The sequence below is a fragment of the Klebsiella sp. BIGb0138 genome (genome assembly GCF_004342285.1).
Taxonomy (GTDB): domain Bacteria; phylum Pseudomonadota; class Gammaproteobacteria; order Enterobacterales; family Enterobacteriaceae; genus Klebsiella.
In genome coordinates this window covers 91,964-117,331 of the sequence record NZ_SMCV01000002.1, presented here as the reverse complement: position 1 = coordinate 117,331, position 25,368 = coordinate 91,964, and the positions used below count along the sequence as shown (strand labels likewise).

Annotated in this window: 26 protein-coding genes and 1 tRNA gene; 15 read left to right on the top strand and 12 right to left on the bottom strand. The window is 52.5% G+C overall.

Annotated features, from left to right (window positions below):
• Positions 1 to 138 precede the first annotated feature (138 nt).
• From osmE to chbG, 7 genes are all read left to right on the top strand, one after another.
• On the top strand, positions 139 to 477 hold the full coding sequence (osmE, locus tag EDF73_RS04975; RefSeq protein WP_132726575.1) for an osmotically-inducible lipoprotein OsmE: 339 nt from the start codon (positions 139 to 141) through the stop codon (positions 475 to 477).
• A 281-nt stretch (positions 478 to 758) separates the two neighbouring features.
• Complete coding sequence (gene chbB / locus EDF73_RS04970; protein WP_132726573.1) at positions 759 to 1,079, top strand: PTS N,N'-diacetylchitobiose transporter subunit IIB; 321 nt, start codon at positions 759 to 761, stop codon at positions 1,077 to 1,079.
• A 167-nt stretch (positions 1,080 to 1,246) separates the two neighbouring features.
• The gene (gene chbC / locus EDF73_RS04965; protein WP_132726570.1) at positions 1,247 to 2,605 is read left to right on the top strand and encodes a PTS N,N'-diacetylchitobiose transporter subunit IIC; all 1,359 of its coding nucleotides are present in this window, start codon (positions 1,247 to 1,249) and stop codon (positions 2,603 to 2,605) included.
• Positions 2,606 to 2,657: 52 nt separating this feature from the next.
• A complete protein-coding gene (chbA, locus tag EDF73_RS04960; RefSeq protein ID WP_132726567.1) occupies positions 2,658 to 3,005 on the top strand; it encodes a PTS N,N'-diacetylchitobiose transporter subunit IIA in 348 nt (115 codons plus the stop codon).
• 12 nt (positions 3,006 to 3,017) lie between these two features.
• On the top strand, positions 3,018 to 3,857 hold the full coding sequence (chbR, locus tag EDF73_RS04955) for a transcriptional regulator ChbR (RefSeq protein ID WP_279387978.1): 840 nt from the start codon (positions 3,018 to 3,020) through the stop codon (positions 3,855 to 3,857).
• A gap of 103 nt (positions 3,858 to 3,960) precedes the next feature.
• The gene (locus EDF73_RS04950; protein ID WP_132726561.1) at positions 3,961 to 5,307 is read left to right on the top strand and encodes a 6-phospho-beta-glucosidase; all 1,347 of its coding nucleotides are present in this window, start codon (positions 3,961 to 3,963) and stop codon (positions 5,305 to 5,307) included.
• A gap of 12 nt (positions 5,308 to 5,319) precedes the next feature.
• Positions 5,320 to 6,078, top strand: a complete 759-nt coding sequence (gene chbG, locus EDF73_RS04945) for a chitin disaccharide deacetylase (RefSeq protein ID WP_132726558.1) — start codon at positions 5,320 to 5,322, stop codon at positions 6,076 to 6,078.
• A 105-nt stretch (positions 6,079 to 6,183) separates the two neighbouring features.
• On the opposite strand, the gene katE is transcribed toward chbG, so the two are convergent.
• Entirely contained in the window at positions 6,184 to 8,439 is a 2,256-nt protein-coding gene (katE, locus tag EDF73_RS04940) for a catalase HPII (protein WP_132726556.1), read from the bottom strand.
• 211 nt (positions 8,440 to 8,650) lie between these two features.
• Between katE and cedA the strand changes: the two genes are divergently transcribed.
• A complete protein-coding gene (gene cedA / locus EDF73_RS04935) occupies positions 8,651 to 8,890 on the top strand; it encodes a cell division activator CedA (protein WP_243655201.1) in 240 nt (79 codons plus the stop codon).
• A 63-nt stretch (positions 8,891 to 8,953) separates the two neighbouring features.
• Here the strand turns inward: cedA and EDF73_RS04930 are convergent, their stop codons facing one another.
• The 4 genes from EDF73_RS04930 to hxpB all read right to left on the bottom strand — a co-directional run bounded on the left by EDF73_RS04930 (position 8,954) and on the right by hxpB (position 12,739).
• Positions 8,954 to 10,345 carry an L-cystine transporter gene (locus EDF73_RS04930; protein WP_132726550.1) on the bottom strand — a complete coding sequence of 464 codons (1,392 nt, stop codon included), beginning with the start codon at positions 10,343 to 10,345 and terminating at the stop codon, positions 8,954 to 8,956.
• 132 nt (positions 10,346 to 10,477) lie between these two features.
• Entirely contained in the window at positions 10,478 to 11,068 is a 591-nt protein-coding gene (locus tag EDF73_RS04925; RefSeq protein ID WP_132726548.1) for a metal-dependent hydrolase, read from the bottom strand.
• Positions 11,069 to 11,159: 91 nt separating this feature from the next.
• Positions 11,160 to 11,921, bottom strand: a complete 762-nt coding sequence (kduD, locus tag EDF73_RS04920; protein ID WP_132726545.1) for a 2-dehydro-3-deoxy-D-gluconate 5-dehydrogenase KduD — start codon at positions 11,919 to 11,921, stop codon at positions 11,160 to 11,162.
• Between the two features lie 149 nt (positions 11,922 to 12,070).
• Positions 12,071 to 12,739 (bottom strand): hexitol phosphatase HxpB, encoded by a 669-nt coding sequence (gene hxpB / locus EDF73_RS04915; protein WP_132726543.1) that lies wholly within the window; start codon positions 12,737 to 12,739, stop codon positions 12,071 to 12,073.
• A 131-nt stretch (positions 12,740 to 12,870) separates the two neighbouring features.
• On the opposite strand from hxpB, the gene EDF73_RS04910 reads away from it, so the two are divergent.
• Positions 12,871 to 13,407 (top strand): YniB family protein, encoded by a 537-nt coding sequence (locus EDF73_RS04910; protein ID WP_132726540.1) that lies wholly within the window; start codon positions 12,871 to 12,873, stop codon positions 13,405 to 13,407.
• Between the two features lie 29 nt (positions 13,408 to 13,436).
• Here EDF73_RS04910 and yciA read toward each other — a convergent pair whose 3' ends face one another.
• From yciA to EDF73_RS04885, 5 genes are all read right to left on the bottom strand, one after another.
• Positions 13,437 to 13,835, bottom strand: coding sequence for an acyl-CoA thioester hydrolase YciA (yciA, locus tag EDF73_RS04905; protein WP_095096945.1), 399 nt, complete (start codon positions 13,833 to 13,835; stop codon positions 13,437 to 13,439).
• Positions 13,836 to 13,934: 99 nt separating this feature from the next.
• On the bottom strand, positions 13,935 to 16,118 hold the full coding sequence (locus EDF73_RS04900; RefSeq protein WP_132726537.1) for a TonB-dependent siderophore receptor: 2,184 nt from the start codon (positions 16,116 to 16,118) through the stop codon (positions 13,935 to 13,937).
• Positions 16,119 to 16,406: 288 nt separating this feature from the next.
• The gene (locus EDF73_RS04895) at positions 16,407 to 16,946 is read right to left on the bottom strand and encodes a septation protein A (RefSeq protein ID WP_004860967.1); all 540 of its coding nucleotides are present in this window, start codon (positions 16,944 to 16,946) and stop codon (positions 16,407 to 16,409) included.
• A gap of 54 nt (positions 16,947 to 17,000) precedes the next feature.
• Positions 17,001 to 17,744 (bottom strand): YciC family protein, encoded by a 744-nt coding sequence (locus EDF73_RS04890; RefSeq protein ID WP_132726535.1) that lies wholly within the window; start codon positions 17,742 to 17,744, stop codon positions 17,001 to 17,003.
• A 25-nt stretch (positions 17,745 to 17,769) separates the two neighbouring features.
• A complete protein-coding gene (locus EDF73_RS04885) occupies positions 17,770 to 18,183 on the bottom strand; it encodes a YkgJ family cysteine cluster protein (RefSeq protein WP_132726532.1) in 414 nt (137 codons plus the stop codon).
• Between the two features lie 274 nt (positions 18,184 to 18,457).
• Here EDF73_RS04885 and ompW point away from each other — a divergent pair, with 274 nt between their 5' ends.
• The 5 genes from ompW (at position 18,458) to EDF73_RS04860 (ending at position 22,128) form a co-directional block, all read left to right on the top strand.
• The gene (gene ompW / locus EDF73_RS04880) at positions 18,458 to 19,093 is read left to right on the top strand and encodes an outer membrane protein OmpW (protein WP_132726530.1); all 636 of its coding nucleotides are present in this window, start codon (positions 18,458 to 18,460) and stop codon (positions 19,091 to 19,093) included.
• 931 nt (positions 19,094 to 20,024) lie between these two features.
• Positions 20,025 to 20,471, top strand: a complete 447-nt coding sequence (locus EDF73_RS04875; protein WP_132726527.1) for a DUF3290 domain-containing protein — start codon at positions 20,025 to 20,027, stop codon at positions 20,469 to 20,471.
• Between the two features lie 8 nt (positions 20,472 to 20,479).
• Positions 20,480 to 21,115, top strand: coding sequence for a DUF421 domain-containing protein (locus EDF73_RS04870; protein WP_132726525.1), 636 nt, complete (start codon positions 20,480 to 20,482; stop codon positions 21,113 to 21,115).
• 715 nt (positions 21,116 to 21,830) lie between these two features.
• Positions 21,831 to 22,043 (top strand): cold-shock protein, encoded by a 213-nt coding sequence (locus EDF73_RS04865; RefSeq protein ID WP_132726522.1) that lies wholly within the window; start codon positions 21,831 to 21,833, stop codon positions 22,041 to 22,043.
• An 11-nt stretch (positions 22,044 to 22,054) separates the two neighbouring features.
• Positions 22,055 to 22,128, top strand: a tRNA-Arg gene (locus EDF73_RS04860).
• Between the two features lie 259 nt (positions 22,129 to 22,387).
• Here EDF73_RS04860 and EDF73_RS04855 read toward each other — a convergent pair.
• A complete protein-coding gene (locus tag EDF73_RS04855; RefSeq protein WP_132726520.1) occupies positions 22,388 to 23,506 on the bottom strand; it encodes a nickel/cobalt efflux protein RcnA in 1,119 nt (372 codons plus the stop codon).
• A 121-nt stretch (positions 23,507 to 23,627) separates the two neighbouring features.
• Here EDF73_RS04855 and rcnR point away from each other — a divergent pair, with 121 nt between their 5' ends.
• On the top strand, positions 23,628 to 23,900 hold the full coding sequence (gene rcnR, locus EDF73_RS04850; RefSeq protein WP_132726517.1) for a Ni(II)/Co(II)-binding transcriptional repressor RcnR: 273 nt from the start codon (positions 23,628 to 23,630) through the stop codon (positions 23,898 to 23,900).
• 262 nt (positions 23,901 to 24,162) lie between these two features.
• Here rcnR and EDF73_RS04845 read toward each other — a convergent pair whose 3' ends face one another.
• Positions 24,163 to 25,326, bottom strand: a complete 1,164-nt coding sequence (locus EDF73_RS04845) for a type I restriction endonuclease (protein ID WP_132726515.1) — start codon at positions 25,324 to 25,326, stop codon at positions 24,163 to 24,165.
• Positions 25,327 to 25,368 lie beyond the last annotated feature (42 nt).

The following is a 25,368-nucleotide window of genomic DNA, read 5'->3' as shown; positions in this document are numbered from 1 at the left end:
GGTGCAAAAGAAGGCAATCAATGACATAGGATTTTTTTATTAGAAAGATCTTAAATTTAGGCCATTTGTACCTTCAGCTTGAAAAATAACGGTATTTATTCCAGGCTTACTAACACGCCGAATAAAAGAGGACGGAATATGAACAAGAACTTAGCAGGATTTTTGGGCGCAGCGGCAGTTTTAACCATGCTGGCTGGCTGTACGGCTTACGATCGTACCGCTGACCAGTTTACACAGCCGGTGGTGAAAGATGTCAAAAAAGGCATGTCGCGGGATCAGGTCCTGCAGATCGCGGGTAAGCCGGCTTCTGAAGTAACCATGATCCACGCGCGCGGAACCTGTCAGACCTACATCCTGGGTCAACGAGATGGTAAAATGGAGACCTACTTTGTGGCGCTTGACGATACTGGCCACGTGATGAACTCCGGCTATCAGACCTGTGCGGAATACGACACCGACCCGCGTAACAGCAAGTAGCACATCATACTGAGCTCTACGAAAGCCCGACGTCAGGTCGGGCTTTTTTATGTCCACAGACGCTTATTTAATTGCGCGAATTATTTGAGTGAAATGTGAAGGTAGTCAAAACGCGAGGTCAATGAGAGACAATTTTGCCTCGCCAGGAATTATCCAGCGCCTGAACGATGCCGTATACTCAACGCATAAACAATACTCATCGAATGATGACACGTCTTACCCGGTTGTCAGGCATAAGACGATGCTGAGGCCGCCAGGTCTTACACATTGAGGAAGCGCTCATGGAAAAGAAACACATTTACTTGTTTTGCTCGGCTGGAATGTCTACTTCACTGCTGGTGTCGAAAATGCGTGCGCAGGCAGAAAAATATGCAGTACCGGTCATCATCGAAGCCTTTCCGGAAACGCTTGCCGGAGAGAAAGGGCCGCAGGCGGATGTCGTATTATTAGGCCCGCAAATCGCATATATGCTCCCGGAAATTCAACGGCTGCTGTCAAATAAGCCGGTGGAAGTGATCGACTCTGTGCTGTATGGCAAAGTCGATGGTTTAGGTGTCCTGAAAGCGGCCGTTGCGGCCATTAAGAAAGCTGCTGCACAATAATTTAATTTTAAAACTCGCTAGCCTTTTGGGTTTCCGGTGAAATGGTAACATGCTGCGGCATTATCATATTGCCGGTTAGCACAGGGTGAGAGTTTATTTTCCCGTCAAAGAGTAATTTCATACATCATGCCGTAATTATTCAATTACGGCTTTAAAGGGTATTTGCTATGAGTAAAGTGATTGACTCGCTTGAAAAGGTACTCCTTCCTTTTGCTGTTAAAATAGGAAAGCAACCGCACATCAATGCGATTAAAAACGGCTTTATTAAATTAATGCCGCTGACCCTCGCGGGGGCCATGTTCGTATTAATCAACAACGTATTTCTGAGTTTTGGTGAAGGTTCTTTCTTCTATTCAATGGGTGTTCGCCTGGATGGCTCAACCATTGAAACGTTAAATAGCTTTAAAGCCATCGGCGGTAATGTTTATAACGGCACGTTAGGCATTATGTCGTTGATGGCGCCATTCTTTATCGGGATGGCGCTGGCTGAAGAACGTAAGGTCGATCCGCTGGCGGCAGGGTTATTATCGGTGGCGGCATTTATGACCGTGACGCCGTACAGCGTCGGTGAGGCCTATGCGGTAGGCGCCAACTGGCTGGGCGGGCAAAATATTATCTCCGGGATGATCATTGGTCTGGTCGTCGCAGAGCTGTTTACTTTCGTTATTCGCCGCAACTGGGTGATTACTTTACCAGATAGCGTGCCTTCATCGGTATCCCGCTCCTTCTCGGCGCTGATTCCTGGGTTCCTGATCCTCTCGGTGTTCGGGATTATCTCGTGGATCCTCTCCTCCTATGGCAGCAACTTCCATCAGATCATCATGGACTCGATTTCGACGCCGCTGGCGGCGATGGGGAGTGTGGTGGGTTGGGCCTACGTCATTTTCAACTCCCTGCTGTGGTTCTTCGGGGTCCACGGTTCGCTGGCTTTGACCGCGCTGGACAATGGGATTATGACCCCGTGGGCGCTGGAAAACATCGCGCTGTACAACCAGTACGGTTCTGTCGATGCGGCGATTGAGGCAGGCAAACAGTTCCACTTCTGGGCCAAGCCGATGCTCGACTCCTACATTCTGCTGGGCGGTTCCGGTGCGACTTTAGGCCTGATTATCGCCATCTTTATTGCCTCACGCCGCGCTGACCATCGTCAGGTGGCAAAACTGGCGCTGCCGTCAGGTATCTTCCAGATTAACGAACCGATTCTGTTCGGCCTGCCGATCATCATGAATCCGGTGATGTTCATACCGTTTGTGCTGGTTCAACCGATTCTGGCGGCCATTACCCTGGCGGCCTATAGCATGGGGATTATTCCACCGGTCACTAACCTGGCTCCGTGGACCATGCCTACCGGTCTCGGCGCCTTCTTTAACAGTAACGGCAGCGTCGCTGCGCTGTTTGTCGCGCTGTTCAACCTCGGGGTCGCCACGCTGGTCTACATGCCGTTCGTGGTGATTTCGAACAAAGCGCAGAGCACCATCGAGCAGGAAGAGAGCGAAGAAGATATTGCTAACGCACTGAAATTCTGATGTCGAGCGGTACGGGAGGCTTCCCGTACCGTCTGAGAAACGAGGGAATACTATGTTTGATCTGGATAATATCGAAGCGGTAGAGACCCCTGAAAACGACCTCGAAGAGGTGGTGATGGGGCTGATTATCAACTCCGGGCAGGCCCGTAGCCTGGCCTATGCCGCGCTGAAGCAGGCCAAGCAGGGGGATTTCGCCGCCGCAAAAAACATGATGGAACAGTCGCGCATGGCGCTGAGTGAAGCGCATCGCGTGCAGACTCAGCTGATTGAAAGCGATGAAGGCGAAGGCAAAATGAAGGTCAGTCTGGTACTGGTTCATGCGCAGGATCATCTGATGACCTCAATGCTGGCCCGTGAGCTGGTTGCCGAATTGATTGAGCTGCATGAGAAGGTACAATAGGCCATCAACACGATGAGGCAGCCAAAGATGATGACCACAGAGATCAGTACCGCGCGGGAACAGCAGCTGTTTAACGGGAAAAACTTTCATGTGGTCATCTATAACAAAACAGAAAGCGTAAGCGGGCTTCACCAGCATGATTATTACGAGTACACCATCGTGTTAACCGGCCGCTATTATCAGGAGATCAATGGCAAACGGGTGCTGCTGGAGCGCGGGGATTTTGTCTTTATCCCGATGGGGTCGCACCACCAAAGTTTTTACGCCTTTGGCGCGACGCGCATTCTTAACGTTGGCATCAGTAAGCGTTTCTTCGAGAAACACTATTTGCCGCTGTTGCCGTTTGGCCTGGTGGCCTCGCAGGTCTACGCTGTCAAAAGTACCTTTCTCAGCTATATCGAGTCGGTTATCGCTTCGCTGAATTTTCGCGAAACTGAATTTGACGAATTTATTGAACTGGTGTCGTTTTATACCATTAACCGTTTACGGCATTACCGCGAAGAGCCGGCACAGGATGTTATTCCGCAGTGGCTGAAAAATACCGTTGAGGATATGCACGATAAACTTAAATTTGGCGAAGGGGCGCTGGAGCAGATGGTCGAACTCTCCGGGAAAACCCAGGAGTATTTAACCCGGGCGACCCAACGCTATTATGGTAAAACGCCGATGCAGATAATTAATGATATTCGCATCAATTTCGCCAAGAAGCAGCTGGAAATTACCAATTATTCAGTGACCGATATTGCCTACGAGTCGGGGTACAGTAGCCCAAGTCTGTTTATTAAAACATTCAAGAAACTGACCTCATTTACGCCAAGCAATTATCGTAAAAAACTGACCAGTATTAATTAACCCGGAGCGGATTATTCCGCGTCAGGACCTATTCAAGTTAACTGTCCGTATTAATACGGAGAGTAGGCTACGTGCAATTCGTGGCGCCACGAGGGAGAAGATAATGAGCCAGAAATTAAAAGTTGTCACTATTGGCGGCGGCAGCAGCTATACCCCGGAGTTACTGGAAGGGTTTCTCAAGCGCTATCATGAACTGCCGGTAACGGAATTGTGGCTGGTGGATGTGGCGGAAGGCCAGGAGAAGCTCGATATTATCCACGCGCTGTGCCAGCGGATGGTCGAAAAAGCCGGCGTGCCGATGCAGGTCTACAAAACGCTGGACCGCCGCGCGGCGCTGGAAGGCGCCGACTTCGTGACCACGCAGCTGCGGGTGGGCCAGCTGAAGGCGCGCGAGAAAGACGAGCGTATTCCGCTCAGCCACGGCTATCTCGGTCAGGAGACCAACGGCGCCGGCGGCCTGTTTAAGGGCCTGCGTACCATTCCAGTCATTTTTGATATCGTCAAGGATGTACAGGAGATCTGCCCGGATGCCTGGATCATCAACTTTACCAACCCGGCGGGAATGGTCACCGAAGCGGTGTACCGCCACACGGACTTTAAGCGCTTTATCGGCGTGTGCAATATTCCGATCGGTATGAAAATGTTTATTACCGATGTGCTGCAGCTGACCTCGGAAGATGAACTGCATATCGATCTGTTTGGCCTCAATCACCTGGTGTTCGTCCGCGATGTGCTGGTGAACGGCGAGTCGCGCTTTGATGAGCTGCTGGACGGCGTCGCCTCCGGCAGCCTGAGCGCCAACTCGGTGAAAAATATCTTTGATTTGCCGTTCAGCGAAGGGCTAATCCGTTCGCTGCGCCTGATCCCATGCTCCTATCTGCTGTACTACTTTAAGCCAAAAGAGATGCTGGCGATTGAAATGGGTGAGTACTATAAGGGCGGCGCTCGTGCCCAGGTGGTGCAGAAGGTGGAAAAACAGCTGTTTGAGCTGTACAAAAATCCGGATCTGAATGTGAAGCCGAAAGAGCTGGAGCTGCGCGGCGGCGCATATTATTCCGATGCGGCCTGCGAGGTGATTAACGCCATCTACAATGACAAGCAGGCCGAGCACTACGTTAACATTCCGCATCATGGCCATATTGATAACATCCCCGCGGACTGGGCGGTGGAAATGACCTGTACGTTGGGGCGCGAAGGGGCAACGCCGACGCCGCGCATCGCGCATTTCGATGAGAAAGTGCTGGGGCTGATTTATACCATCAAAGGCTTCGAGGTGGCGGCCAGCCAGGCGGCGATGAGCGGTGAGCTGGACGATGTGCTGCTGGCGCTCAATTTGAGCCCGCTGATTCACTCTGACCGCGATGCTGAGCAGCTGGCGCGGGAAATGATTCTTGCGCATGAAAAATGGCTGCCCAACTTTGCAGCGACGATTGAGAAACTGAAACAGTAACGGGAGCGGCTGATGGAACGCGTGTTAATCGTTAATGCCGACGACTTTGGCCTGAGCAAGGGCCAGAACTACGGCATTATTGAAGCCTGTAAAAATGGCCTGGTCACCTCGACAACGGCGCTGGTTAACGGGGCGGCGATTAGCCACGCGGCCCAGCTGAGCCGCTGCGTGCCGGAGCTGGGGGTCGGGATGCATTTTGTCCTGACTCTGGGGGAACCGTTGTCGGCGATGCCGGGGCTGACCCGCGAAGGGCGTCTCGGGAAGTGGATCTGGCAGATGGCGGAAGAGGGGAGCCTGCCGCTGGAGGAAATTGCGCATGAGCTGGTGTGCCAGTATCGCCGTTTTATCGCGCTGTTTGGCTGCGAACCGACGCATATCGATAGCCATCACCATGTGCATATGATTGCCCCGATTTACCCGATCGTGGCCGCATTCGCCCGGGAAAACGGGGTGGCGCTACGTATCGATCGTCAGCTGGCGCAGCGTGACGGCCTGGCGCAGGATGCGGCGCGCAGCAGCGAGGGGTTTACCAGCGAATTTTACGGTGACGCTATTTCTGAGGCACTGTTTCTGCAAACCCTTGATGCGTCTCTCCAGCGTGAAGAGACGTCGCTGGAGGTGATGTGCCACCCGGCGTTTGTTGATAATACCATCATGGGCAGCGCCTATTGCTACCCGCGGCTGACAGAACTGGAAGTGCTGACCTCGGCGTCACTTAAGTACGCGGTTGCCGAGCGCGGGTACCGTTTAGGGACCTACCGCGACGTTTAGCGCGAGGGTTAAAGGGAAGCGCATTGCTTCCCCTGGTTTCACCCGTGCAGCGAATCGCGTGCGATCTGACATCCGCTGAACGGGATCCCGCCCCGCGCTCCGCTATCAGGCAGGAATAGCCGCCGTTTTGCCGGCGCGGGACCACACCCGATGCGCCGCCATCAGCGCGAACAGCGTATCCATCGCCGGAGCGTCAATGGCGTCCGTCTCGACCAGGCCTTCTTCTCCCTGACTGGCGACCTGCAGCAGGGTCTTAAACTGGCGACCGTCGCCCGCCAGCAGTATCGGTTTTAAATGCTTATAAGCCTCCAGCAGGTAGTAATGCAGTTCCCCGCTGTTGCTGAGAAGGGACAAGTCGCCGCCCGGGACGATCACCGCATCGACCGTCAGCGATGGCGAGCCGCTAAAGGTCCCGGCGATAGGCAGCCGCGTGCCGTCATCGGCGATCGCTTCCCCCATCCGTGAATAAAGCAGTCTGGCATGAACGCCTTTCGCCTTCAGGGATTGCAGCAGGGTCAGCACATCGTGCGCTGCCGGGCGCTCGTTGAGCAACACGGCGACAACGCGGCCCTTAATCTCCCCGCCGGGGATGGCATACAGGCTCAGGCTGGGATCCTTTTTCACACCGTTAACGTCCGGCGGCGGCGTGATCTGGCATTGCTCGTCGCTGAGCGTTATGCCTAAATTTTTGCCGACGGCCTGCGCCAGCGGGATATCGATGTGCGCCAGCTGATCGACCACCCGTTCACGGATCCATCCCCGGACCACTTTGCTTAACTCAAAGCTAAAGGCATCGATAATATGCTGTTGCTCAATCGGCGTCTGGCTGCGCCAGAACAGCAGCGGCTGGGCGTAATACTCGGCGAACGAGGGGCTGCGCTGGCGAATTTTCTCACCGTCGACACGCTCGGCGTACGTCTCAAAACCGCCGCGCTTAGGGGCCGGGGGCGTTTCGCGCGGCCAGTTATCGTTGATCGAGTTCGGCTCGTAGTTGGCGGGGTTGGTATCAATATCCATCCGGTGCATGCCGTCGCGCTGGAAGTTGTGATACGGGCAGGTGGGTTTGTTAATCGGGATTTCATGAAAGTTAGGCCCGCCCAGACGGCTAATCTGCGTATCGGTATACGAGAAAAGGCGGCCCTGCAGTAACGGGTCGTTGCTGAAATCTATCCCCGGTACGATATGGCCTGGGTGGAACGCCACCTGTTCATTTTCGGCGAAGAAGTTATCCGGATTGCGGTTAAGCACCATTTTTCCGACCCTCTGTACCGGAACCAGCGCCTCGGGGATCAGCTTGGTGGGATCCAGCAGATCGAAGTCAAACGCCTGTTCATCCTCCTCCGGGATCAGCTGCAGGCCCAGCTCATATTCCGGATAATCGCCGGCTTCTATCGCTTCCCACAGATCGCGGCGATGGAAATCCGGGTCCCGACCGGTCAGCTTTTGCGACTCATCCCAGAGTAAAGAGGCTTTCCCGGCCAGCGGTTTCCAGTGAAAACGGACAAAGGTGGCCTTACCGTCGGCATTGATCAGGCGGAAAGTGTGAATGCCAAAGCCTTCCATGGTGCGATAGCTGCGCGGTAGCCCGCGGTCGGACATCGCCCACATCACGTTATGTAACGTTTCCGGCTGCAGCGAGACGTAATCCCAGAAGGTGTCATGGGCGCTTTGTCCTTGCGGGATAGCCCAGTGCGGTTCAGGCTTCACGGCATGCACAAAATCGGGGAATTTCAGCGCATCCTGGATGAAGAAGATTGGGGTGTTGTTCCCGACCAGGTCAAAAATACCTTCATCGGTATAAAATTTGGTGGCGAAGCCGCGAATGTCGCGCACCGTATCGGCCGAACCGGCCCCGCCCTGGACGGTAGAGAAACGTACGAATACCGGGGTTTTCTTTGCGGGATCGGAGAGGAAATCTGCTTTTGTGACGTCGCTCAGGTTGCGATAGGGCTGAAAATAACCGTGCGCCGCCGATCCGCGCGCATGGACGATTCGTTCCGGGATCCGCTCATGGTCAAAGTGGGTAATTTTTTCACGCAGAATAAAGTCTTCCAGCAGCGTGGGCCCCCGGTTCCCCGCGCGTAGCGAATTCTGATCGTCGGCAATACGTACCCCTTGATTGGTGGTCAGGGGGACGTTTTCGCTGTCTTTGCGCTGATGAGCCAGCGCGTCAAGTTTACGGCTGTGGATATCGGGCGCTTTGAGGCTTCCCGGCGCGCTGGGTTCTTCCCCGGGCGCCGTGGGGTGCGGCGTCGGGCGCCATGATTGATCATCCGGAGCCAGAGAATCCAGACCGGGTTGCGATTCGCTGGCGTCGTGGGGCGCTTTGTGGTTTTGTGATTTATGGTTCTTATCAGACATTGCTCGTCTCCTGTTTTCATTACTGAAAAATGGTCGTTGCGGTACCAAAACCCTTCTAACTATAGAACATCTCACCAGATGAACCGGCTGGAGGCGTGAAAACTATCGCCCGGCGGGGAGAACAGAACACACGTAAGGGGCGACGAAAGGTCAGGCAATCGGCTATGATAGCTGTTTCTGTTTCCCGCTTTGTTTAGTGAATCTATTGGTTATGAAAACACTTCGCCAACAAAACCGCCCTGTCATTAGCTACGTGCCTCGGGTGGAACCAGCCCCTCCGGAACACGCCGTCAAAATGGACGGTTTTCGCGATGTGTGGCTGCTGCGCGGTAAGTATGTCGCCTTTGTTCTGATGGGCGAGCATTTCCGTCGCTCCCCGCCGTTTAGCGTACCGGAAGCGGCGCAGCGTTGGGCCGTGCAGACGCGGCAGGATGGCGAAATGGCCTCCTGACCGGGGCGCGAGAAATAAAAAAAACCGCAGAGGGCTATCTGCGGTTTTTTTGTGCCTGGCGGCTTAGCGATGCGCCAGTTCGGCGTCTTCTTCGCTGTCGAGAATCGTTTTGTCGGTCTGGCGCAGCCATTGGCTGGTCAGGGTACCGGCCGTCATTGAACCGTTCACGTTCAATGCCGTACGGCCCATGTCGATCAGCGGTTCGACGGAAATAAGCAGCGCCACCAGCGTCACCGGCAGACCCATGGCCGGCAGGACGATCAGCGCCGCAAAGGTTGCGCCGCCGCCGACGCCCGCGACCCCTGCGGAACTCACGGTGACGATGCCGACCAGCGTCGCAATCCACAGCGGGTCAAACGGGTTGATTCCCACCGTCGGCGCGACCATCACCGCCAGCATTGCCGGGTAGAGGCCGGCACAGCCGTTCTGACCGATAGTGGCGCCAAAAGAGGCGGAGAAGCTGGCGATAGATTCCGGGACGCCCAGGCGACGGGTTTGCGCTTCGACGTTCAGCGGAATAGACGCGGCGCTGGAACGGCTGGTGAAGGCGAAAGTCAGCACCGGCCACACTTTACGGAAGTATTTCAGCGGGCTCACGCCGTTAACCGCCAGCAGCAGACCGTGAACCACAAACATGATCCCCAGGCCGAGGTAAGAGGCGACAACGAAGCTACCGAGCTTGATGATGTCCTGCAGGTTCGAACCGGCAACGACTTTGGTCATCAGCGCCAGCACGCCGTACGGGGTGAGCTGCATCACCAGACGCACCAGTTTCATCACCCATCCTTGCAGGGTGTCAATGGCGGTCAGGACGCGTTGACCTTTCTCCACGTCATCTTTCAACAGCTTCAGCGCGGCGACGCCGAGGAAGGCGGAGAAGATAACGATGCTGATGATCGAGGTCGGATTGGCGCCGGTCAGGTCAGCAAACGGGTTTTTCGGCACGAAGGAGAGGATCAGCTGCGGTACGCTGAGGTCAGCCACTTTACCGACGTAGTTGCTCTGAATCGCGTTCAGACGTGCGGTCTCCGCGCTCCCCTGAACCAGACCTTCGGCGGTCAGACCGAACAGATTGGTCACCAGCACACCGACCAGCGCCGCAATCAGCGTGGTGAACAGCAGCGTACCGATGCTCAGGAAGCTGATTTTACCCAGCTGAGACGCATTGTGCAGACGGGCGACCGCGCTGAGGATTGAGGCGAATACCAACGGCATCACGATCATCTGCAGCAGCTGTACATAGCCGTTACCGACGATATTGAACCATTGAATGGAATCTTTCAGCACCTGGCTGTCAGCGCCATAAATAAGCTGCAGCGCCAGGCCGAACACCACGCCAATGACGAGGCCGACCAGTACTTTTTTGGCGAGGCTCCACTGCTTGTGGCGGGTTTGGGCCAGCGCAAACAGCAAAACCGCGAACACGACAACGTTCGCTATTAATGGAAAGTTCATCCCCGTTCTCCTGATAGATTTTTATTCCGGCTGGTCTGGTACCAGCTTTAATGGCGCAAGGTTAGCAGAAGAGGCTTTCATTACTTATATTCAAATGGAATTGCTTATAACTATTTTGCTTGTTTTGTCTGTTTATCGCCCGCTCTGGTGACTAATAAAGCGATTGAAGGTGATCTGCAGTGAATTAATCATCCCCGATGACCAGCGCACGGCGCTGTTTTCGGCGATCGTTTGCGGCATCCAGACGGCGTAGACAAACAGCGCCATACACAGCGCCCGCTCCAGCTGGTTGCCTTTACGCGGCGCGAGGATCGGCAGACGAAAACGCCAGCGGCAGGGCCACAGCAGCGGTACGCCTGCGGGGGTGAGCATATCGGCAAGAATATGGCTGAGATAGCCGAGAACCAGCCCCTGGAGGGCATCGGCGGGCACAAACCAGCTCTCGGGTACTTTCAGATAGAATAGCGTCATCGCGCCAAATACCGCCAGCAGGCTATGGGTAAATCCCCGGTGGCCAAACGCGCGGGCCACCGGTTTTGATATCCAGCTTAAGCGCTGCCCGAGAAATGACTTCGGATGGTCGATATCCGGCAGCAGGCAGGTCAGCACCGCGGAGGGGACAATGTGCCACCAGTCGCCCTGTGCCAGTACGGGGGTGAGTTCCGCATTTTTAGCAAATACCGCACAGGCGATAGAAAAGAAGAGATGGCCTTCCGCCGTCATGATAAAAACCCTAAACTGTCAATCCATACAGTATAGGGTTTTTATACAGTGTGTGAAAGAGGTGACGGTGTAACTCTTTGTCACAAAATCATTAACGTGCCAGCCAACCGCCATCTACCGCCAGGGTGTAGCCATTGACGTAATCCGCCGCCCTGGAGGCCAGGAACACCACCGGCCCTTGCAGATCGTCCGCTACCCCCCAGCGCCCGGCCGGAATACGGTCAAGTATCTCCTTGCTGCGATCGGCATCATCGCGCAGCGGCTGGGTATTATTGGTGGCCATATATCCCGGCGCGATGGCGTTGACGTTGATCTGATGCCCGGCCCATTCGTTAGCCAGCAGGCGGGTCAATCCCAGAACGCCGCTCTTGGAGGCGGTATAAGAGGGCACGCGAATGCCTCCCTGGAAAGAGAGCATCGAGGCGATATTAATAATTTTCCCACCGCTGCCTTGCTCAATGAACTGCCTGGCCACCGCCTGCGATAAAAAAAACACCGATTTCAGATTGAGATCAACGACGTCGTCCCAGTCTTTTTCGCTAAAGGTCAGCGCATCGGCGCGGCGAATCGTGCCGGCGTTATTCACCAGAATATCCACATGGCCCATGGCGGCGACCGCAGTCTCCACGATCCCGGTCACTTCATCCTGACGGCTGAGGTCGGCCTGAATCGCGGTGAACCGACGGCCCAGCGCCTGAACCTTTTCGGCGGTTTCATGTGGAATCTTGCGATTGACGCCGACAATATCGCACCCGGCCTGCGCGAGGCCCAACGTCATTCCCTGGCCTAGTCCGGTGTCACATCCCGTCACGATAGCGACCTTACCCGTAAGGTCGAAGGCGTTAAGTACCATATGCACCTCTGTATGCTGATTGCTGCGTTAAACCACGCTGTTTTGCTCAAGCATAGAGGCTGAAGGAGGAAAAAACAATTTAAATTGAAACGGTGTTTTATTTCTTTAATGGCGAGACAGCCTTTGCTCCCTCGCCATGCGGCAGGCGTTTAGCCGAGAAGATCGGCGGCGACAAGTGATTCCAGCGATGTCAGTTTAACGTCTGCGAGAACAAAGCGCGGGTCGTGGCTGTTCTCCCTGGCAGGAACGACGATGGAGCGCATACGCGCCGCTTTGCTGGCGATCATGCCGTTAACGGAATCTTCCAGCGCGACACAGCTCATCGGGTCAACGCCCAGGCTGGCGGCGCAGTTGAGATAGACCTGAGGATGCGGTTTGCTGTAGGGCAGCGATTCTGCGGAGGCAAGGGCGTCGAACTGGTCACGCAGTTCAAACATGGCGAGCACTTTTTCCAGCATCCGCAGCGGCGACGCGGATGCCAGGCCAACTTTCAACCCCTGCGCTTTACATAGCGCTACGGCATCGCGTACGCCGGGCAGCAGCGGACGGGACGCTTCCACCAGTTCAATCGCCCGGCTGATAATCCGGGCGGTGACGTCGTCGCGATCCGGGCCTGGCCATGGCTGTTGGGCAAACCACAGGTCGACGACTAAATCGATGCGCAGTCCCAGCGTGTCGGGCAGTTCGCCGCGGCGGCTGATATCGACTCCGAGGCTTGCGACCACCTCCAGCTCCGCCTGATCCCAGAGCGGCTCGGAATCAATCAGTAATCCATCCATATCGAAAATAGCGGCATGAATTTGTCGCCTGGCTGACATAAGTCCCTCTCCTGTAGCGTAAGTAGATAACGAATTTGTTCTCATGGTATATCATACCGCGCATTATTGGGCGAAATTCGCCGCTGAGGGTAGACTTAGGGTGGATAAGGCGTCTTCAACAAGGGGAATCCATGACGTATCAACAAGCTGGACGCATTGCGGTACTTAAACGTATTTTGGGCTGGGTGATTTTTATTCCAACGGTGATTTCAACGCTGATTTCGGTACTGAAGTTTATGTACGAGCACAGCGAAAAAAAGCCGGGCATTGATGCGGTAATGATGGATTTTGCGCATGTGATGATCGAAATGATGCGCTTCAATACGCCGTTTCTTAACTTTTTCTGGTACAACTCGCCGCTGCCGGATTTTAAACACAGCCTGAATATTGGCTTCTGGATTATCTATATCCTGGTGTTTGTCGGTATGGCGCTGCAGGCTTCCGGCGCGCGTATGGCGCGTCAGGCGAAATTCCTCCGCGAAGGCATTGAGGATCAGCTGATTCTGGAACAGGCGAAAGGGGCGGAAGGCTTAACGCGTGAGCAAATTGCTGAACGTATCGTGGTGCCTCGCCATACCATTCTGGTGCAATATTTTCCGCTGTACGTGCTGCCGGTGGTGATTATCGTTCTTGGCTATAGTTTCTTCTCTCTGCTCGGCTTCCTGTAGAGGAATGGCCCGGCACGCCGGGCACTCTGTTACTCGCCCGGTATCGCGCGCGGCTTACCCTGATTATCCACGGCCACGTAGATAAACAGCGCTTCCGTGGCTTTGTAACGCTGGCCAATCGGCTCTGACGACACCTTCTTCACCCACACTTCGATATTGATGGTGATCGAGGTATTGCCGCGCTTCACGCAGCGCGCGTAGCAGCATACGACGTCGCCCACCGCCACCGGCCGCAAAAAGGTCATCCCGTCGACGCGCACGGTTACCACGCGACCGTGCGCAATCTCTTTGGCCATAATCGCGCCGCCGATATCCATCTGCGACATCAGCCAGCCGCCAAAAATATCGCCATTGGCGTTGGTATCCGCCGGCATGGCCAGGGTGCGTAAAACCATTTCGCCCTTCGGGGCGAGATCTGTTGTAGTCATTCTGTACTCTGTGCTGGTCAAAGAAGATCAGCGCGATGCTACTATGAAAATGGCAGGGAGAAAACAGGGGAATACGCCCGCAGAAGCGGGCGCTGGGGATCAGAAGGAGAGGGTGACGCCGGCGTAATAGGCGCGACCGGGTTCGTTATAGGTCGAAGCCCCTTCGTTTTCGCGATAAATTTGCTTATCGAAAAGGTTGCTGATGCCGGCGTTCAGGCGCAGATCTTTCATCAGCTGATAGTTCGCGCCGATACCGACAACGGAATAGGCGCCGACTTCATTGGTGGCGAGCGAGCCGGTTTCATTGCGGATTTCCGCGTACTGGCGCGGCTTCTGGCGGCCGTACATGGTCCAGTTCACGTTTGCCGACAGCTTGCTGTTCACCTGCCAGTCGAGCATGGTGTTGATGGTATATTTCGGAATGATCGACAGCGGGTTGCCGGTATCTTTGTTTTCCGATTTGATCATATAGGTCGCGTTGGTACGCCAGTTAAGGGTATCGGCAATGAGCGGAACCAGCAGATTTCCTTCCAGCCCTTCCACCACCGCTTTTCCGCCGTTTTGCCACTGCAGTATATTATTCCCGCCGGAGGTATAGCCAAGCACCTCGGTACCGGAGACGATTTTGTTTTTGTAATCGTTGCGGAACCAGGTAATCCCGGCGTTATAGCCGTTGAGGTTAAATTCCAGGCCGAGCTCTTTGTTGATGCTGATTTCCGGGTCGAGATCCGGGTTGCCCAGCAGATAGCAGCTGCCGGTGCTGATGGTGTTCGGGCAGCCGTTACCGCGGGTAGACAGCAGATAGCCTTCGCTGGACTGGTAGAGGTTAGGAGCCTTGAAGACGCGGGCGATACCGGCTTTCACTTTGAACATCTCGCCAAGTTCCTGCGACAGGTTCAGGCTTGGACTCCAGTTGCTGCCAAACTCATTGTGGTAGTCAAAGCGCAGGCCCGGGATAATATTGGTGCCCGGCGTCGCTTCGATATTATCTTCCAGATAGAGGCCGGTAAGGGTGGCGCTGTTTTTGGTGTTGCGCTGCGAAGGATCGCCCGAGGTACCGGGAATGGTCTCGTTGGTGACGCTGGTCGACTGCATCGAAGCCGGATCGTTGAGTTCATCCCGGTTCCACTCCATGCCGAGGGTCAGGGTCTGAGCGGTCAGCCAGTGGAAGGGGAGATTCAGCTCGCCGGTCGACCGCCAGGACTCGAGGCGGCTGGTGGCGTACTCATCGCTGTTGATCATCCCTTCCACGCGCCCGGTCGATCCCTCCTGCAGCCGGGTATTATTGGTTTTTTCGTAGTAGACCCCGGCTTTTGACTGCCCCCAGTCCCAAAGGCCGTTATAGGTCACTCCCCAGCTCTGGCGATACATACGGTTGGTCTCATGGCCGTAGAGATTACTCACCAGGCCGTCGGGACTCAGGTTGCCGTTGCTGTATTGGGTATCGCCAGCGTAAATGTTGCCCTGGCGGCTATAGGCATAGTTAAAATCAACGATCTGCTGCGGCGTCAGTTTCCATGACAGCAGGGCGTTGATATCTTTATTCCGCACCCCTTCGCGCCCGGCGGCATAGGAACCGTTTTGCGCGTGGTTAATGTCCCAGGCGTCAGCGTCGGTTTTATTGATGTTACCGTACAGGCGCATGGTCAGCGCATCGCCGGCCAGCGGCCCGCTGAGGTTAAAGTTAGCGCGATTGGTGGCGCCCTCTTTGTTATTTTCCGGCTGATTGGTGTAAAGCGAGAGCGAGCCATGCCAGTCGTTGGTGGGGCGTTTGGTGATGATGTTGACGACGCCGCCGGCCGCGCCCGAACCGTAGCGAGCCGCCGCCGGGCCGCGCAGAACTTCAATGCGTTCGACCATTTCCGCCGGCACCCAGTTACTGTCGCCGCGGGTATCGCGTTCTCCACGCCAGCTGTAACGTACCGAATTACGCGAGGTAGTGGGAACGCCGTCAATCAGAATCAGCGTGTTTTCCGGGCCCATACCGCGAATATCAATTTGTCGGTTGTTGCCGCGGCTGCCGCTGGCGCTGTTGCCGGTCAAATTGACGCCCGGCATCTTGCGAATAATCTCTGAAAGATCGTTGACCGGCGGGTCCTTAGCGATATCTTCAGCGGTAATGATCGACACGCCAGGCTGTTGCTTCAGCGCCTCTTCAGCCGTGCTGTGCACCACCAGGGTTTCGGTATCTTGTTCTGTTTCTTCAGCAAAGGCATCAGGAGTGAGTAAGCCAGCAAACGCCAGGGCAAGGGGAGTAAGGGCATAATATTTGTGTGGTCTCATTGTAAAAATCCATATCAAATCGTTAAAAAATGAGACTGGGAATATCAATGATAATAATTATCATTACAATATGTGAGGCGCGATCTCCATTAAATCCTCACAATTGGCGCAATTTTCCCTTGTTGTAGCAGAAAGAGTGAATAAAAAAACAGGATGCTCAGATGGCAGAAAGGGGCTTATTGGCGCAGAGGTGGCCTAAAGCCGGGGTATGATAGCGCGAGCGAAATAGCTGGGGAAAACACCGGAAAAGCGACACGCGGGGAGCGATGCGTGTCGCGATAGCGCAGCTTAGTGGTTATCGTCCTGGGGCATGTGGCGATAGATGTAAACGCCGCTCAGCAGGGTGAAAACCAGCGTCAGCGCCGTGAGACCGAAGACCTTGAAATTGACCCAGATATTCTGTGGCAACCAGAACGCGATATAGATATTCGCCAGCCCGCAGAGAATGAAAAACAGCGCCCAGGCGAGGTTCAGACGCGACCAGACCTGCTGCGGCAGGGTCAGCTCTTTGCCCAGCATGCGCTGAATCAGCGGCTTTTTCATGACCCATTGGCTGAACAGCAGCGCGCCGGCAAACAGGGCGTAGATGACGGTGACCTTCCATTTAATAAACTCATCGTTATGGAAGAAAATCGTCAGACCGCCAAAAACGGCCACCAGCACAAAGGTGATCAGCGCCATTTTCTCGACTTTGCGATAGCGTACCCAGGTGTAGATCAGCACGATAGCGGTGGCGATAATAAGGGCGGTGGTCGCGGCGTAGATATCATAGAGCTTGTAGAATGCGAAGAAGACTACCAGCGGTAAAAAATCGAGAAACTGCTTCATACATCGGGCCCGTCGTTCAGGTTGGGCCGGGAATGCTCCCGGCCCAGATTAAGTTTAGTTGCGGATAAGCATATACAAGCGGAACAAATAGATCAGCAACAGTGCGGAAATCAGATTACTGAGGGTATTGATCACCACCGCGCCGACGTTCGGCGTCAGCACCGCGAAGCTGGATGCGAACAGCAGCAGCAGCGTTTTCGCCAGCAGCCAGCCGAGCACCGCCGGAGCGACCAGGCGCATATTGGCCCACACCAGGCGAATGCTGCTGCGCATGGCGCTGAATATCCCCAGCTTGTCCTGCACCAGCATGATGGGGGCAAAGGCGAGGACGATAGCCAACAACACGCCCGGCACCAGTACCAGCATCATGCCTATCTGCACCACAAAGGTGGTGAACAGGATCAGCAGCAGCAGTTTCGGCAGCACCGGCGCGGAAGCGCCGATAGCGCGCAGCGCGCTGACTCGCTGCCCGGCCGAGATCAGCTGAATCATCAGCAGCACGCCGCCGGCAAGAATGGCGTTCCCCACCAGACCGGAGAAGGTCGATGCGGCCGAGGCGCGCAGCAGGATCTGCTGTTGCTCGGGGGTCATATTCTGTACCAGCTCAAACAACCCGGCGCTACCCGCCAGATTATCCCCTTCGCTCAGAATCGAGAGCTGCTCTTCGCTGGGTGAAAAAGCATGGCCAAGGACTACCGTAATTAACGCGCATAACAACGCAATCAGTAAAATGGTGACGAACTGATTACGAAAAAAATTCCCCGTGTCACGGTAGACGGACTTCGCCGTGATAGACATGCACTCTCCTTGAGTATTGCAGGTGTTAACTAGCCGGCGATTGTACCGCAAATCCCTCCTGGGTAGCAGCCTCTGCCGTTGTCAGTCCAGGTATATCTTTGTAAAGAGGGATGAGCGGCGGCAGGCCGTAGCGCGCGCGGGCCCGGTTGCAGGCTTCATTCACCTCGCCGTGTTCACCGGACAGGGCGAATTCGCGGCAGGGAGAGGGGCGATTCGGATAAATCGAGCAGTGCACCGATTGACCGATTTCGCCCTGCAGGGCGGTGCAGCGGCTCTGGCGTTGGTTGGTGCCGCTCATGCAGCGCAGAAAAGGGGTCAGCGGCTCGGTAAGCTGCGTTGGCACAACGCCGCCGGCGTCGTCGGCTTCCGTCCAGTAGAAGGAGACTCGAAAATACGCACAACAGGCACCGCACGTCATGCACGGGTTGATTTCACTCATGATTACACCTGATAAAAACGCATCAACACAGATTGTCGGCAGATAAATTATCCAGACGCCTCGCGGCCGGCAAGAGGAGGCGAAAAATTTTTTTTGCTGTCTGGAAACTGAAAATTGATGCGAAAGTGAGTTTTCCGGTATTGCTATGAAAGTAAAAATTAATCTGGATCAATAAATGTTAAATCTCACGACTTTATGTGATCCAGAACGGATCAAAAGTAACTCGTTATGGGTATATTGACCCGCGCTGAATAACCATAATGAGGAAGTGGATATGAAGAAGTTAGCAGCGGTTGGCATCATTTTAAGTACGCTTTCCGGCAGCGTCTGGGCGCATGAAGCCGGGGAGTTTTTTATTCGGGCAGGTTCGGCCACCGTCCGTCCGACGGAAGGCTCTGATAATGTGTTAGGCAGCCTCGGTGGGTTTAACGTCAGTAACAACACTCAGCTGGGGTTAACCTTTACCTATATGGCGACAGACAATATCGGCGTTGAACTGCTGGCGGCCACGCCGTTTCGCCACAAGGTGGGGACCGGGCCGACGGGCACCATCGCCACCGTACATCAACTGCCGCCAACGTTAATGGCGCAGTGGTACTTCGGTGACGCGCAGAGCAAAGTGCGCCCATATATCGGGGCAGGTATTAACTACACCACCTTCTTCAATGAAGACTTCAACGACACCGGTAAAGACGCCGGGCTGTCCGATCTGAGCCTCAAGGATTCCTGGGGGGCGGCAGGTCAGGTGGGGCTGGATTACCTGATTGACCGTGACTGGCTGATCAACATGTCGGTGTGGTACATGGATATCGACACCGATGTGAAATTCAAAGCCGGCGGCGTGGACCAGAAAGTCAGTACCCGTATCGACCCGTGGGTGTTTATGTTCTCTGCGGGATATCGGTTCTGAGTTTTTGTGCAAAACCCAGCGACAAAACTGGTCATCATATGGCCAGTTTTGTCCGCGTTATCCTGCGCGCATCAGTGTAGCGATCGGTCAGCGTCTTACTGCTATGGCCGGGAAAATCTGCGTGTCATTTCTCTGATAGATAGAGCGCTTGAATATCAGCTGCCTCCTCAAATAATACTTCTTTTATTACTACTGTAAATATCCCGGTAAAATGAACCAGACATCTCAGGATAAACTATATATCCAGATATCCAGGCGATAGTAATTTATTCACCCTAATATTATAGGGGGGTAACGAGAACACCACCAGGTTCATTGTCAGGAGAATTAAGTTCTTCACGTCATTTAATCATCTGCAGATATATCACTGATTGCGCACCTCTTTAGTATTAGGAATAGATGGAGCTTTACTGTATGCAAAGCCTGAAGTGATAGAGTGTGACGCCCGGCGCTGTTGAATAACATTACGCGAAAGCAGGTGCGTAGAAGCGATCGCTGCAGGGAGGAAGATAATTGACAAATACTTCCTCGTAGGATTGGGATGCTCACCTGTGAGCCGTATGCAAGAGCCCGCAGGTGAGCAAGTCGCTATGGTGGCAGACCATAGCCAGAAAATATTACTCTCGCGCTGCTGGTAAAACCATCCATCAGTTAAGCCCGGAAATCACTTTAGGACTTACCTCACTCGATAATCCTGGCGACGTTGGCCAATCGCGCAGCGGGAAGTGGCGGCATCAGACAATAAATCACCCTTGCGGGCGCTGTGACGATCGGGGCTTTATACTGCGTATCCGTGACTGCGGATGAAAAACTCAATGACAAACCTCTGATGCTATTAGATAATTATTGCTTATCATCAGAGAGTGGATTGATAGTAATTTACTATAATTACAGAAACCAAAAACCTTAAACAACCAGGAATGGTAGCTATATGAAGTTTTATGGCATAAGTTATCTGCAAACGCAGTCGAATCTAAATGATTATTTGAAGTATATTATTATCTTCAGCGCGTTGTTTATTTTGATTGTTGTTTTTAGTCTGTATATGCGTCATCGTCTGCAGACTAAGTACCGGGACTTAACGATTATCGCCTTCTTGTTTTTGCTTTTCATTTCAGGTGTTCAATATTCTGATTATACGAACAGTGAAAATATACACTCACAATCATCGCAAATGGTTAATTTTGTCAGGGTATTGGCAAAAGAAAAAAGTGTCAGCATGGATTCTATTTTTACCAGTTCGCTGCAGTTATCGGATGGCGTGATTGTTAAAGTTAATGATCGCTATTATCGGGTGAATTTAAGTGCCGATCAAAACACTTATAGCCTGGTGCCAGCCTGGTTAACCAATCCGGATGCCACTATCATAGTAAAATGAGGAACGAGATGATCATATACATGCCTATTATTATAAAATTGGGACTCGGAATACTGTGTCTGATTGTGCAAATAAATCTCATGGGGAAAGGCAATCTGGCTCCCTCATCTGCAATGGATCAGGTGCAAAACTATGTTCTTGGTGGAATTATCGGAGGCGTGATTTACAATGAATCGATTACCGTACTGCAATTTGTTCTGGTGCTAATTATCTGGACATTGCTGGTGTTTGTTCTTAAGTTTTTAAAAGAAAATAATCGTTTTATTAAGCGAGTTATTGATGGTAAACCCATTACGCTAGTACATAATGGCACGGTTGATGTTAAAGAGTGTCTAAGAAATGGAGTTTCGGCCAATGACTTGATGTTTAAATTAAGAGCTAATGGTGTTTATGAAGTGGAAGAACTGAAGCGCGTGGTTCTCGAGCAAAATGGTCAGTTGACTATTATTCAAAGCGGAGATGAGAACATTCGTTATCCAATAATAGTGGATGGCTTAGCTAATCATGATCTTCTTGAGATTATTAATAAGGACAAAGAATGGCTCGAGGCAAAAATTGCAGAGCAAGGTTTTGGCAAAATCAGTGAAGTCTATTTAGGTGAATATTTGTCTGGCAGAATTAATTTGTATGGATATGAAAGATGATAGCCAGATTAAAGCCTGACTTTAAGTTCTGGCAATTATTGAGAGGGTACTCGTTGTTAAATCATGCGCATGCTATCTGCTATTTATCTCGCTGAGAGGGGCCATCGCGATGGCCGGCAGTTTTTTGTCCGGCGATAACGATTAAAATGTCTTAAAAAATGGGCTTATCGGAGTGTTAGAAGGGTAGCGGTGGTACAGGGAGAACGATGTTAAATGCAATCTTAATCATCATATGGCCAGTTTTCTCACGCTTTCCTGGGCGAAACATTGCCGCGGTTGAGCATAATTTTGCTGATATGGTTCGGTTAAATCTGTGGGTCAGTCTTTGCGCCTGGGGCAGGTGAACAGGCAACGCTCCTGGTTCCTGAAAACCCGGCGGATATTTTATGCCTGTCCTCATCAGGAACAACCGATCTCAGGGGGCACATTCCGCCGGGCGGTAGATTGACGGCCAATTTGGCCTGGCTAATCATGCCGACCGGCGGACTTTGTTATAAATAAGTTATAAATAACGCTTGCGATAAAGAAGGATTCGTGTGACTAATGGAGGGTCGGTTTAGTACACAGACATGATAAAGCGGTTTAGTAAAGCAGTCCTCATCTCAAGTGTTATCCATAGATAATCCTTTCTTTTGAGCCTTCTTATCGTGAGTAATTGTTTTCTGTGCGAAGGCCATTTCGCCGTAAGGCTACTGTTTATAGAAAGGTATTATTTATGTCTAACAAAATGACTGGTTTAGTAAAATGGTTTAATGAGTCCAAAGGATTTGGCTTTATCACCCCTGATAATGGTAGCAAAGACGTGTTTGTGCATTTCTCTGCCATCCAGAGCGGCGGTTTTAAAACGCTGAACGAAGGCCAGAAGGTTGAGTTTACCGTTGAGGATGGCCAGAAAGGTCCTTCTGCTGGCAATGTCTCTGCAATTTAAATGAGTTAAATTCGCCATTAGCTCAACGGGATAGAGCATAGAGCTTCTACCTCTACGGTTCGGGGTTCGAGTCCTCGATGGCGGATCAATCTCTACACACAACCCTGCCTCATGGCAGGGTTGTGTGGTTTCTGAAGCCTGAAATATTCCAGCTGACGGGTAAAGGCCAGAACGACGCCCGTTGGAAATTTAGCTGTCAATTCACCGGTATTGCGCTCAGGCGCTTATTTATTTTTACCCGGTGCCACTCGCGATGACTTTATTGGCTAACGCTGTCCGCCACGCATTGGAAAAATCCTTTTTCTGTGGTGAGTTTTACCCCGATTTTTGTTTATTAGCGAACCTCAGCGCACCAGGCTGAGTCCGCTGTGGATCGCCATATAAATTCCCACGGCGGCAATCAATGCGCTTGAAAAATAAGGGGCTCTTCTGGCAAGCGTGTTCAAACCAGGCCAGCGTTTTGCAACCTGGCGGACGCTAACCGCAGCGCCAACGCCAACCGTAACCAACGTCAGGGCCAGCCCAATGCTGAAACAAACCACCAGGGCTCCTCCCAGGGCCAACGCTTTTAGCTGAATGCAGATTAACATGACCGTAATCGCCGCCGGACAAGGTATCAATCCCCCCGTCAGACCAAACAGCAAAATCTGCCAGTTTGTGGCCTCTTTCCCGCTAAAGCGTTGCTGAATGTCGTTAGCATGCGCCCGTTGGTGGGCGTCCTGATACGCTTTTGAGTTCACATCAAACCCATCGAGCGTGGGGGGGTCATGAGGGTGCCCATGGTCATGGAACTGCAGGGCATAATCGTGAACATGGCCGCGATGGCCCAGAGAAAGACGGACGCTGAAAGCATGTGGTTCAGGAATCGCTGATGCGGATTGCAGGTACTCACCATGATCAACAAAATCAAAAACCTGAGAGGATGTACCTCCTTCACGTTGTGTGACTAATGACACCCCATTGGCCTCCCATTTCCTGCCGCTGAGCGTGCGTAAACGCCAGTGTGGAGGTTGATTCTCGGCAAAAATGGACACTTCAACGCTGCCATGCCCGGTATCGATCACCTTTGATTCATCGTGATGGTGCTGTTTTTCGCTTTCCTGGATAGCAGCAAGCCAGTTTCTCTCTCCATTCCAGGTACGCCAGAACATCCAGAATGCGGTAGCCAGAATGATGACCGCAGAAACCAGCTGCAGCCACGGCTCAGCCGATTCGGCGGTAAATCGCTGGCTGATATACATTCCACCAAAGGCAATGATCCACACGATAGCGGTATGGGAAAGGGTTGCCGCCAGACCAAGCATGGCAGCCTGCCTGGCACTGCCTCTTATGGCGATAATAAACGCAGCCATCATCGTTTTTGAATGCCCGGGTTCCAGCCCGTGGAGGGCGCCTAGCAGAACAGCGCTGGGAATGAAGAACCAGGCATTCCCTTGCTGAAGAAGGGCGGTAAATTCGGGCATGGGAAAGATTCCTGAGAATGTGCAATGTCGGAATTCTACTCCCCCCCAGTACAATATACTACCCCCCAGTAGAATGGTAATGGTATAGTTAAGCACGTTTTTTTGCGTAAGAGATTTCAGTATGTCGCATACAATCCGTGACCAGCAAAAGCTTAAAGCCCGTACCAACAAGATTCAGGGCCAGGTTATTGCGCTGAAAAAAATGCTCGATGAACCGCATGAATGTGCGGCGGTACTGCAGCAGATTGCCGCGATACGCGGGGCGGTAAATGGGTTAATGCGTGAGGTCATAAAGGGCCATCTGGTAGAGCATATCGTTCATGAGGGAGAAGAGACGAAACGAGCGGAGGATCTGGAGGTGGTATTGAAGGTACTGGATTCCTACATTAAATAGACAATCTACACGCCAGTCTGATTGCGTTGGTTCGAGCGCCAGGGCGGCGGCCGTGGCTATCATCAATCCTCGATCTCATACCACTCCCCATTGTGCAAAGCCAGAAGCCGCGATGAAAATCGCTGACGAGAATTCAACACCGGTCGCCGGTACCTGCGCAAAACTGTGGATATTGATGTCCTCGACCGGCTGTGGTCCTGGCGATGTTGACCATTCAGAAAGGTTGTTAAAAAATCCCGCATATAGCGGGATTTAGGATGCTTCAGGCGGTTTCATTTTTTTTCTTTTTGAAGTTTTCATCATTGGTTACATACTGGAAAGCATCTAATATCAATCCTGATATCCTTAGAATATCCTCAGGTTTGTCGAGGTATATTCTTGTACCATCATGCTCAAGTCGGGCTCGTGAGATCTCATTGATTGCAATTGGTGTTAATTCAATAGGTATTTGTATAGACGAACGGCTCTTTTTATCATAATAGCGCACGATCCATCTGTTTGTTTTTCCCTGATAGAGAACACCATAATATGATTCAGTATCTTTAGCCTGAACATCTTTATCGGCACCTATTATTGAAACTATCTTTTCAAAAAGCGAACGCTCATTTGGTGTTGTCACAATGTTTGGATTATCTGGATCAACCACATCGGCTGCGGCGTCAGTGACCGCGACCTCACTGACTTCTTGAGCAGTCGTTTCATCGACGATCTGCGCATTTGCGGAAAGACCGGATACCACCATAGCGCTAACGGAACGTTGTACCGCCTCTCTGACTAAAGGTGTGATTGAGTCAATAAATCGTTGATTGAGTTGACGACCAATATTTGCACGCGATGCAACATATCTTACAAATTCAGAATCAATATCTTTCAGGCTAGAGCTTATAACTTTTGAGAAGGCGGAGATGTATACGCTTTCTTCAGCAAGAGTTCTTAGCGCTTCAGGTTTAAATTTATCATGACGAAACCTAAATAGTTGCTCGGCATCTGCGTCAGTAATGCTGTCCATTCTAATTCTTAAGAATGGTGTTGGGTCCATGATGTTTTTTTCCTGGAGATCAGTGAAAAAACGCCATTCTAATCCATTTGTTATCGCTGAGATTGTTACCTCTGGAGTACAGTTAAAGTAGCGTGAAAGCTGTGGGCAGTGGTTATCAATCTTCTCTTTAAAGGCTTTTGCCTCAATGAACATGACCGGCACCCCCTGGCAAAAGAGAGCATAGTCGACTCTTTCTCCCGCTTTTACACCGGGGAAATCAGCACCATATTCTGCTTTTACTTTCTGCGGATCATACGAATTAAAGCCAAGAGTATCCAAAAACGGTAATATCAATGCCTGTTTGGTTGTTTCTTCAGTTGTGCAATGAATACCAACATTTTTGACATGTTCAATGTGATTTTTAAGTCTTAATTTGAAGTTTTCCATTACCTTCAGTTACCTTTGCGTGTGTAGTAGATTTAAAAGGGC

Excerpts from the sequence above, each read along its gene's own strand:
- osmE (WP_132726575.1), top strand. The coding sequence starts at position 139 with ATGAACAAGAACTTAGCAGGATTTTTGGGCGCAGCGGCAGTTTTAACC.
- chbB (WP_132726573.1), top strand. The coding sequence starts at position 759 with ATGGAAAAGAAACACATTTACTTGTTTTGCTCGGCTGGAATGTCTACT.
- chbC (WP_132726570.1), top strand. The coding sequence starts at position 1,247 with ATGAGTAAAGTGATTGACTCGCTTGAAAAGGTACTCCTTCCTTTTGCT.
- chbA (WP_132726567.1), top strand. The coding sequence starts at position 2,658 with ATGTTTGATCTGGATAATATCGAAGCGGTAGAGACCCCTGAAAACGAC.
- chbR (WP_279387978.1), top strand. The coding sequence starts at position 3,018 with ATGAGGCAGCCAAAGATGATGACCACAGAGATCAGTACCGCGCGGGAA.
- EDF73_RS04950 (WP_132726561.1), top strand. The coding sequence starts at position 3,961 with ATGAGCCAGAAATTAAAAGTTGTCACTATTGGCGGCGGCAGCAGCTAT.
- chbG (WP_132726558.1), top strand. The coding sequence starts at position 5,320 with ATGGAACGCGTGTTAATCGTTAATGCCGACGACTTTGGCCTGAGCAAG.
- katE (WP_132726556.1), bottom strand. The coding sequence starts at position 8,439 with ATGTCTGATAAGAACCATAAATCACAAAACCACAAAGCGCCCCACGAC.
- cedA (WP_243655201.1), top strand. The coding sequence starts at position 8,651 with ATGAAAACACTTCGCCAACAAAACCGCCCTGTCATTAGCTACGTGCCT.
- EDF73_RS04930 (WP_132726550.1), bottom strand. The coding sequence starts at position 10,345 with ATGAACTTTCCATTAATAGCGAACGTTGTCGTGTTCGCGGTTTTGCTG.
- EDF73_RS04925 (WP_132726548.1), bottom strand. The coding sequence starts at position 11,068 with ATGACGGCGGAAGGCCATCTCTTCTTTTCTATCGCCTGTGCGGTATTT.
- kduD (WP_132726545.1), bottom strand. The coding sequence starts at position 11,921 with ATGGTACTTAACGCCTTCGACCTTACGGGTAAGGTCGCTATCGTGACG.
- hxpB (WP_132726543.1), bottom strand. The coding sequence starts at position 12,739 with ATGTCAGCCAGGCGACAAATTCATGCCGCTATTTTCGATATGGATGGA.
- EDF73_RS04910 (WP_132726540.1), top strand. The coding sequence starts at position 12,871 with ATGACGTATCAACAAGCTGGACGCATTGCGGTACTTAAACGTATTTTG.
- yciA (WP_095096945.1), bottom strand. The coding sequence starts at position 13,835 with ATGACTACAACAGATCTCGCCCCGAAGGGCGAAATGGTTTTACGCACC.
- EDF73_RS04900 (WP_132726537.1), bottom strand. The coding sequence starts at position 16,118 with ATGAGACCACACAAATATTATGCCCTTACTCCCCTTGCCCTGGCGTTT.
- EDF73_RS04895 (WP_004860967.1), bottom strand. The coding sequence starts at position 16,946 with ATGAAGCAGTTTCTCGATTTTTTACCGCTGGTAGTCTTCTTCGCATTC.
- EDF73_RS04890 (WP_132726535.1), bottom strand. The coding sequence starts at position 17,744 with ATGTCTATCACGGCGAAGTCCGTCTACCGTGACACGGGGAATTTTTTT.
- EDF73_RS04885 (WP_132726532.1), bottom strand. The coding sequence starts at position 18,183 with ATGAGTGAAATCAACCCGTGCATGACGTGCGGTGCCTGTTGTGCGTAT.
- ompW (WP_132726530.1), top strand. The coding sequence starts at position 18,458 with ATGAAGAAGTTAGCAGCGGTTGGCATCATTTTAAGTACGCTTTCCGGC.
- EDF73_RS04875 (WP_132726527.1), top strand. The coding sequence starts at position 20,025 with ATGAAGTTTTATGGCATAAGTTATCTGCAAACGCAGTCGAATCTAAAT.
- EDF73_RS04870 (WP_132726525.1), top strand. The coding sequence starts at position 20,480 with ATGATCATATACATGCCTATTATTATAAAATTGGGACTCGGAATACTG.
- EDF73_RS04865 (WP_132726522.1), top strand. The coding sequence starts at position 21,831 with ATGTCTAACAAAATGACTGGTTTAGTAAAATGGTTTAATGAGTCCAAA.
- EDF73_RS04855 (WP_132726520.1), bottom strand. The coding sequence starts at position 23,506 with ATGCCCGAATTTACCGCCCTTCTTCAGCAAGGGAATGCCTGGTTCTTC.
- rcnR (WP_132726517.1), top strand. The coding sequence starts at position 23,628 with ATGTCGCATACAATCCGTGACCAGCAAAAGCTTAAAGCCCGTACCAAC.
- EDF73_RS04845 (WP_132726515.1), bottom strand. The coding sequence starts at position 25,326 with ATGGAAAACTTCAAATTAAGACTTAAAAATCACATTGAACATGTCAAA.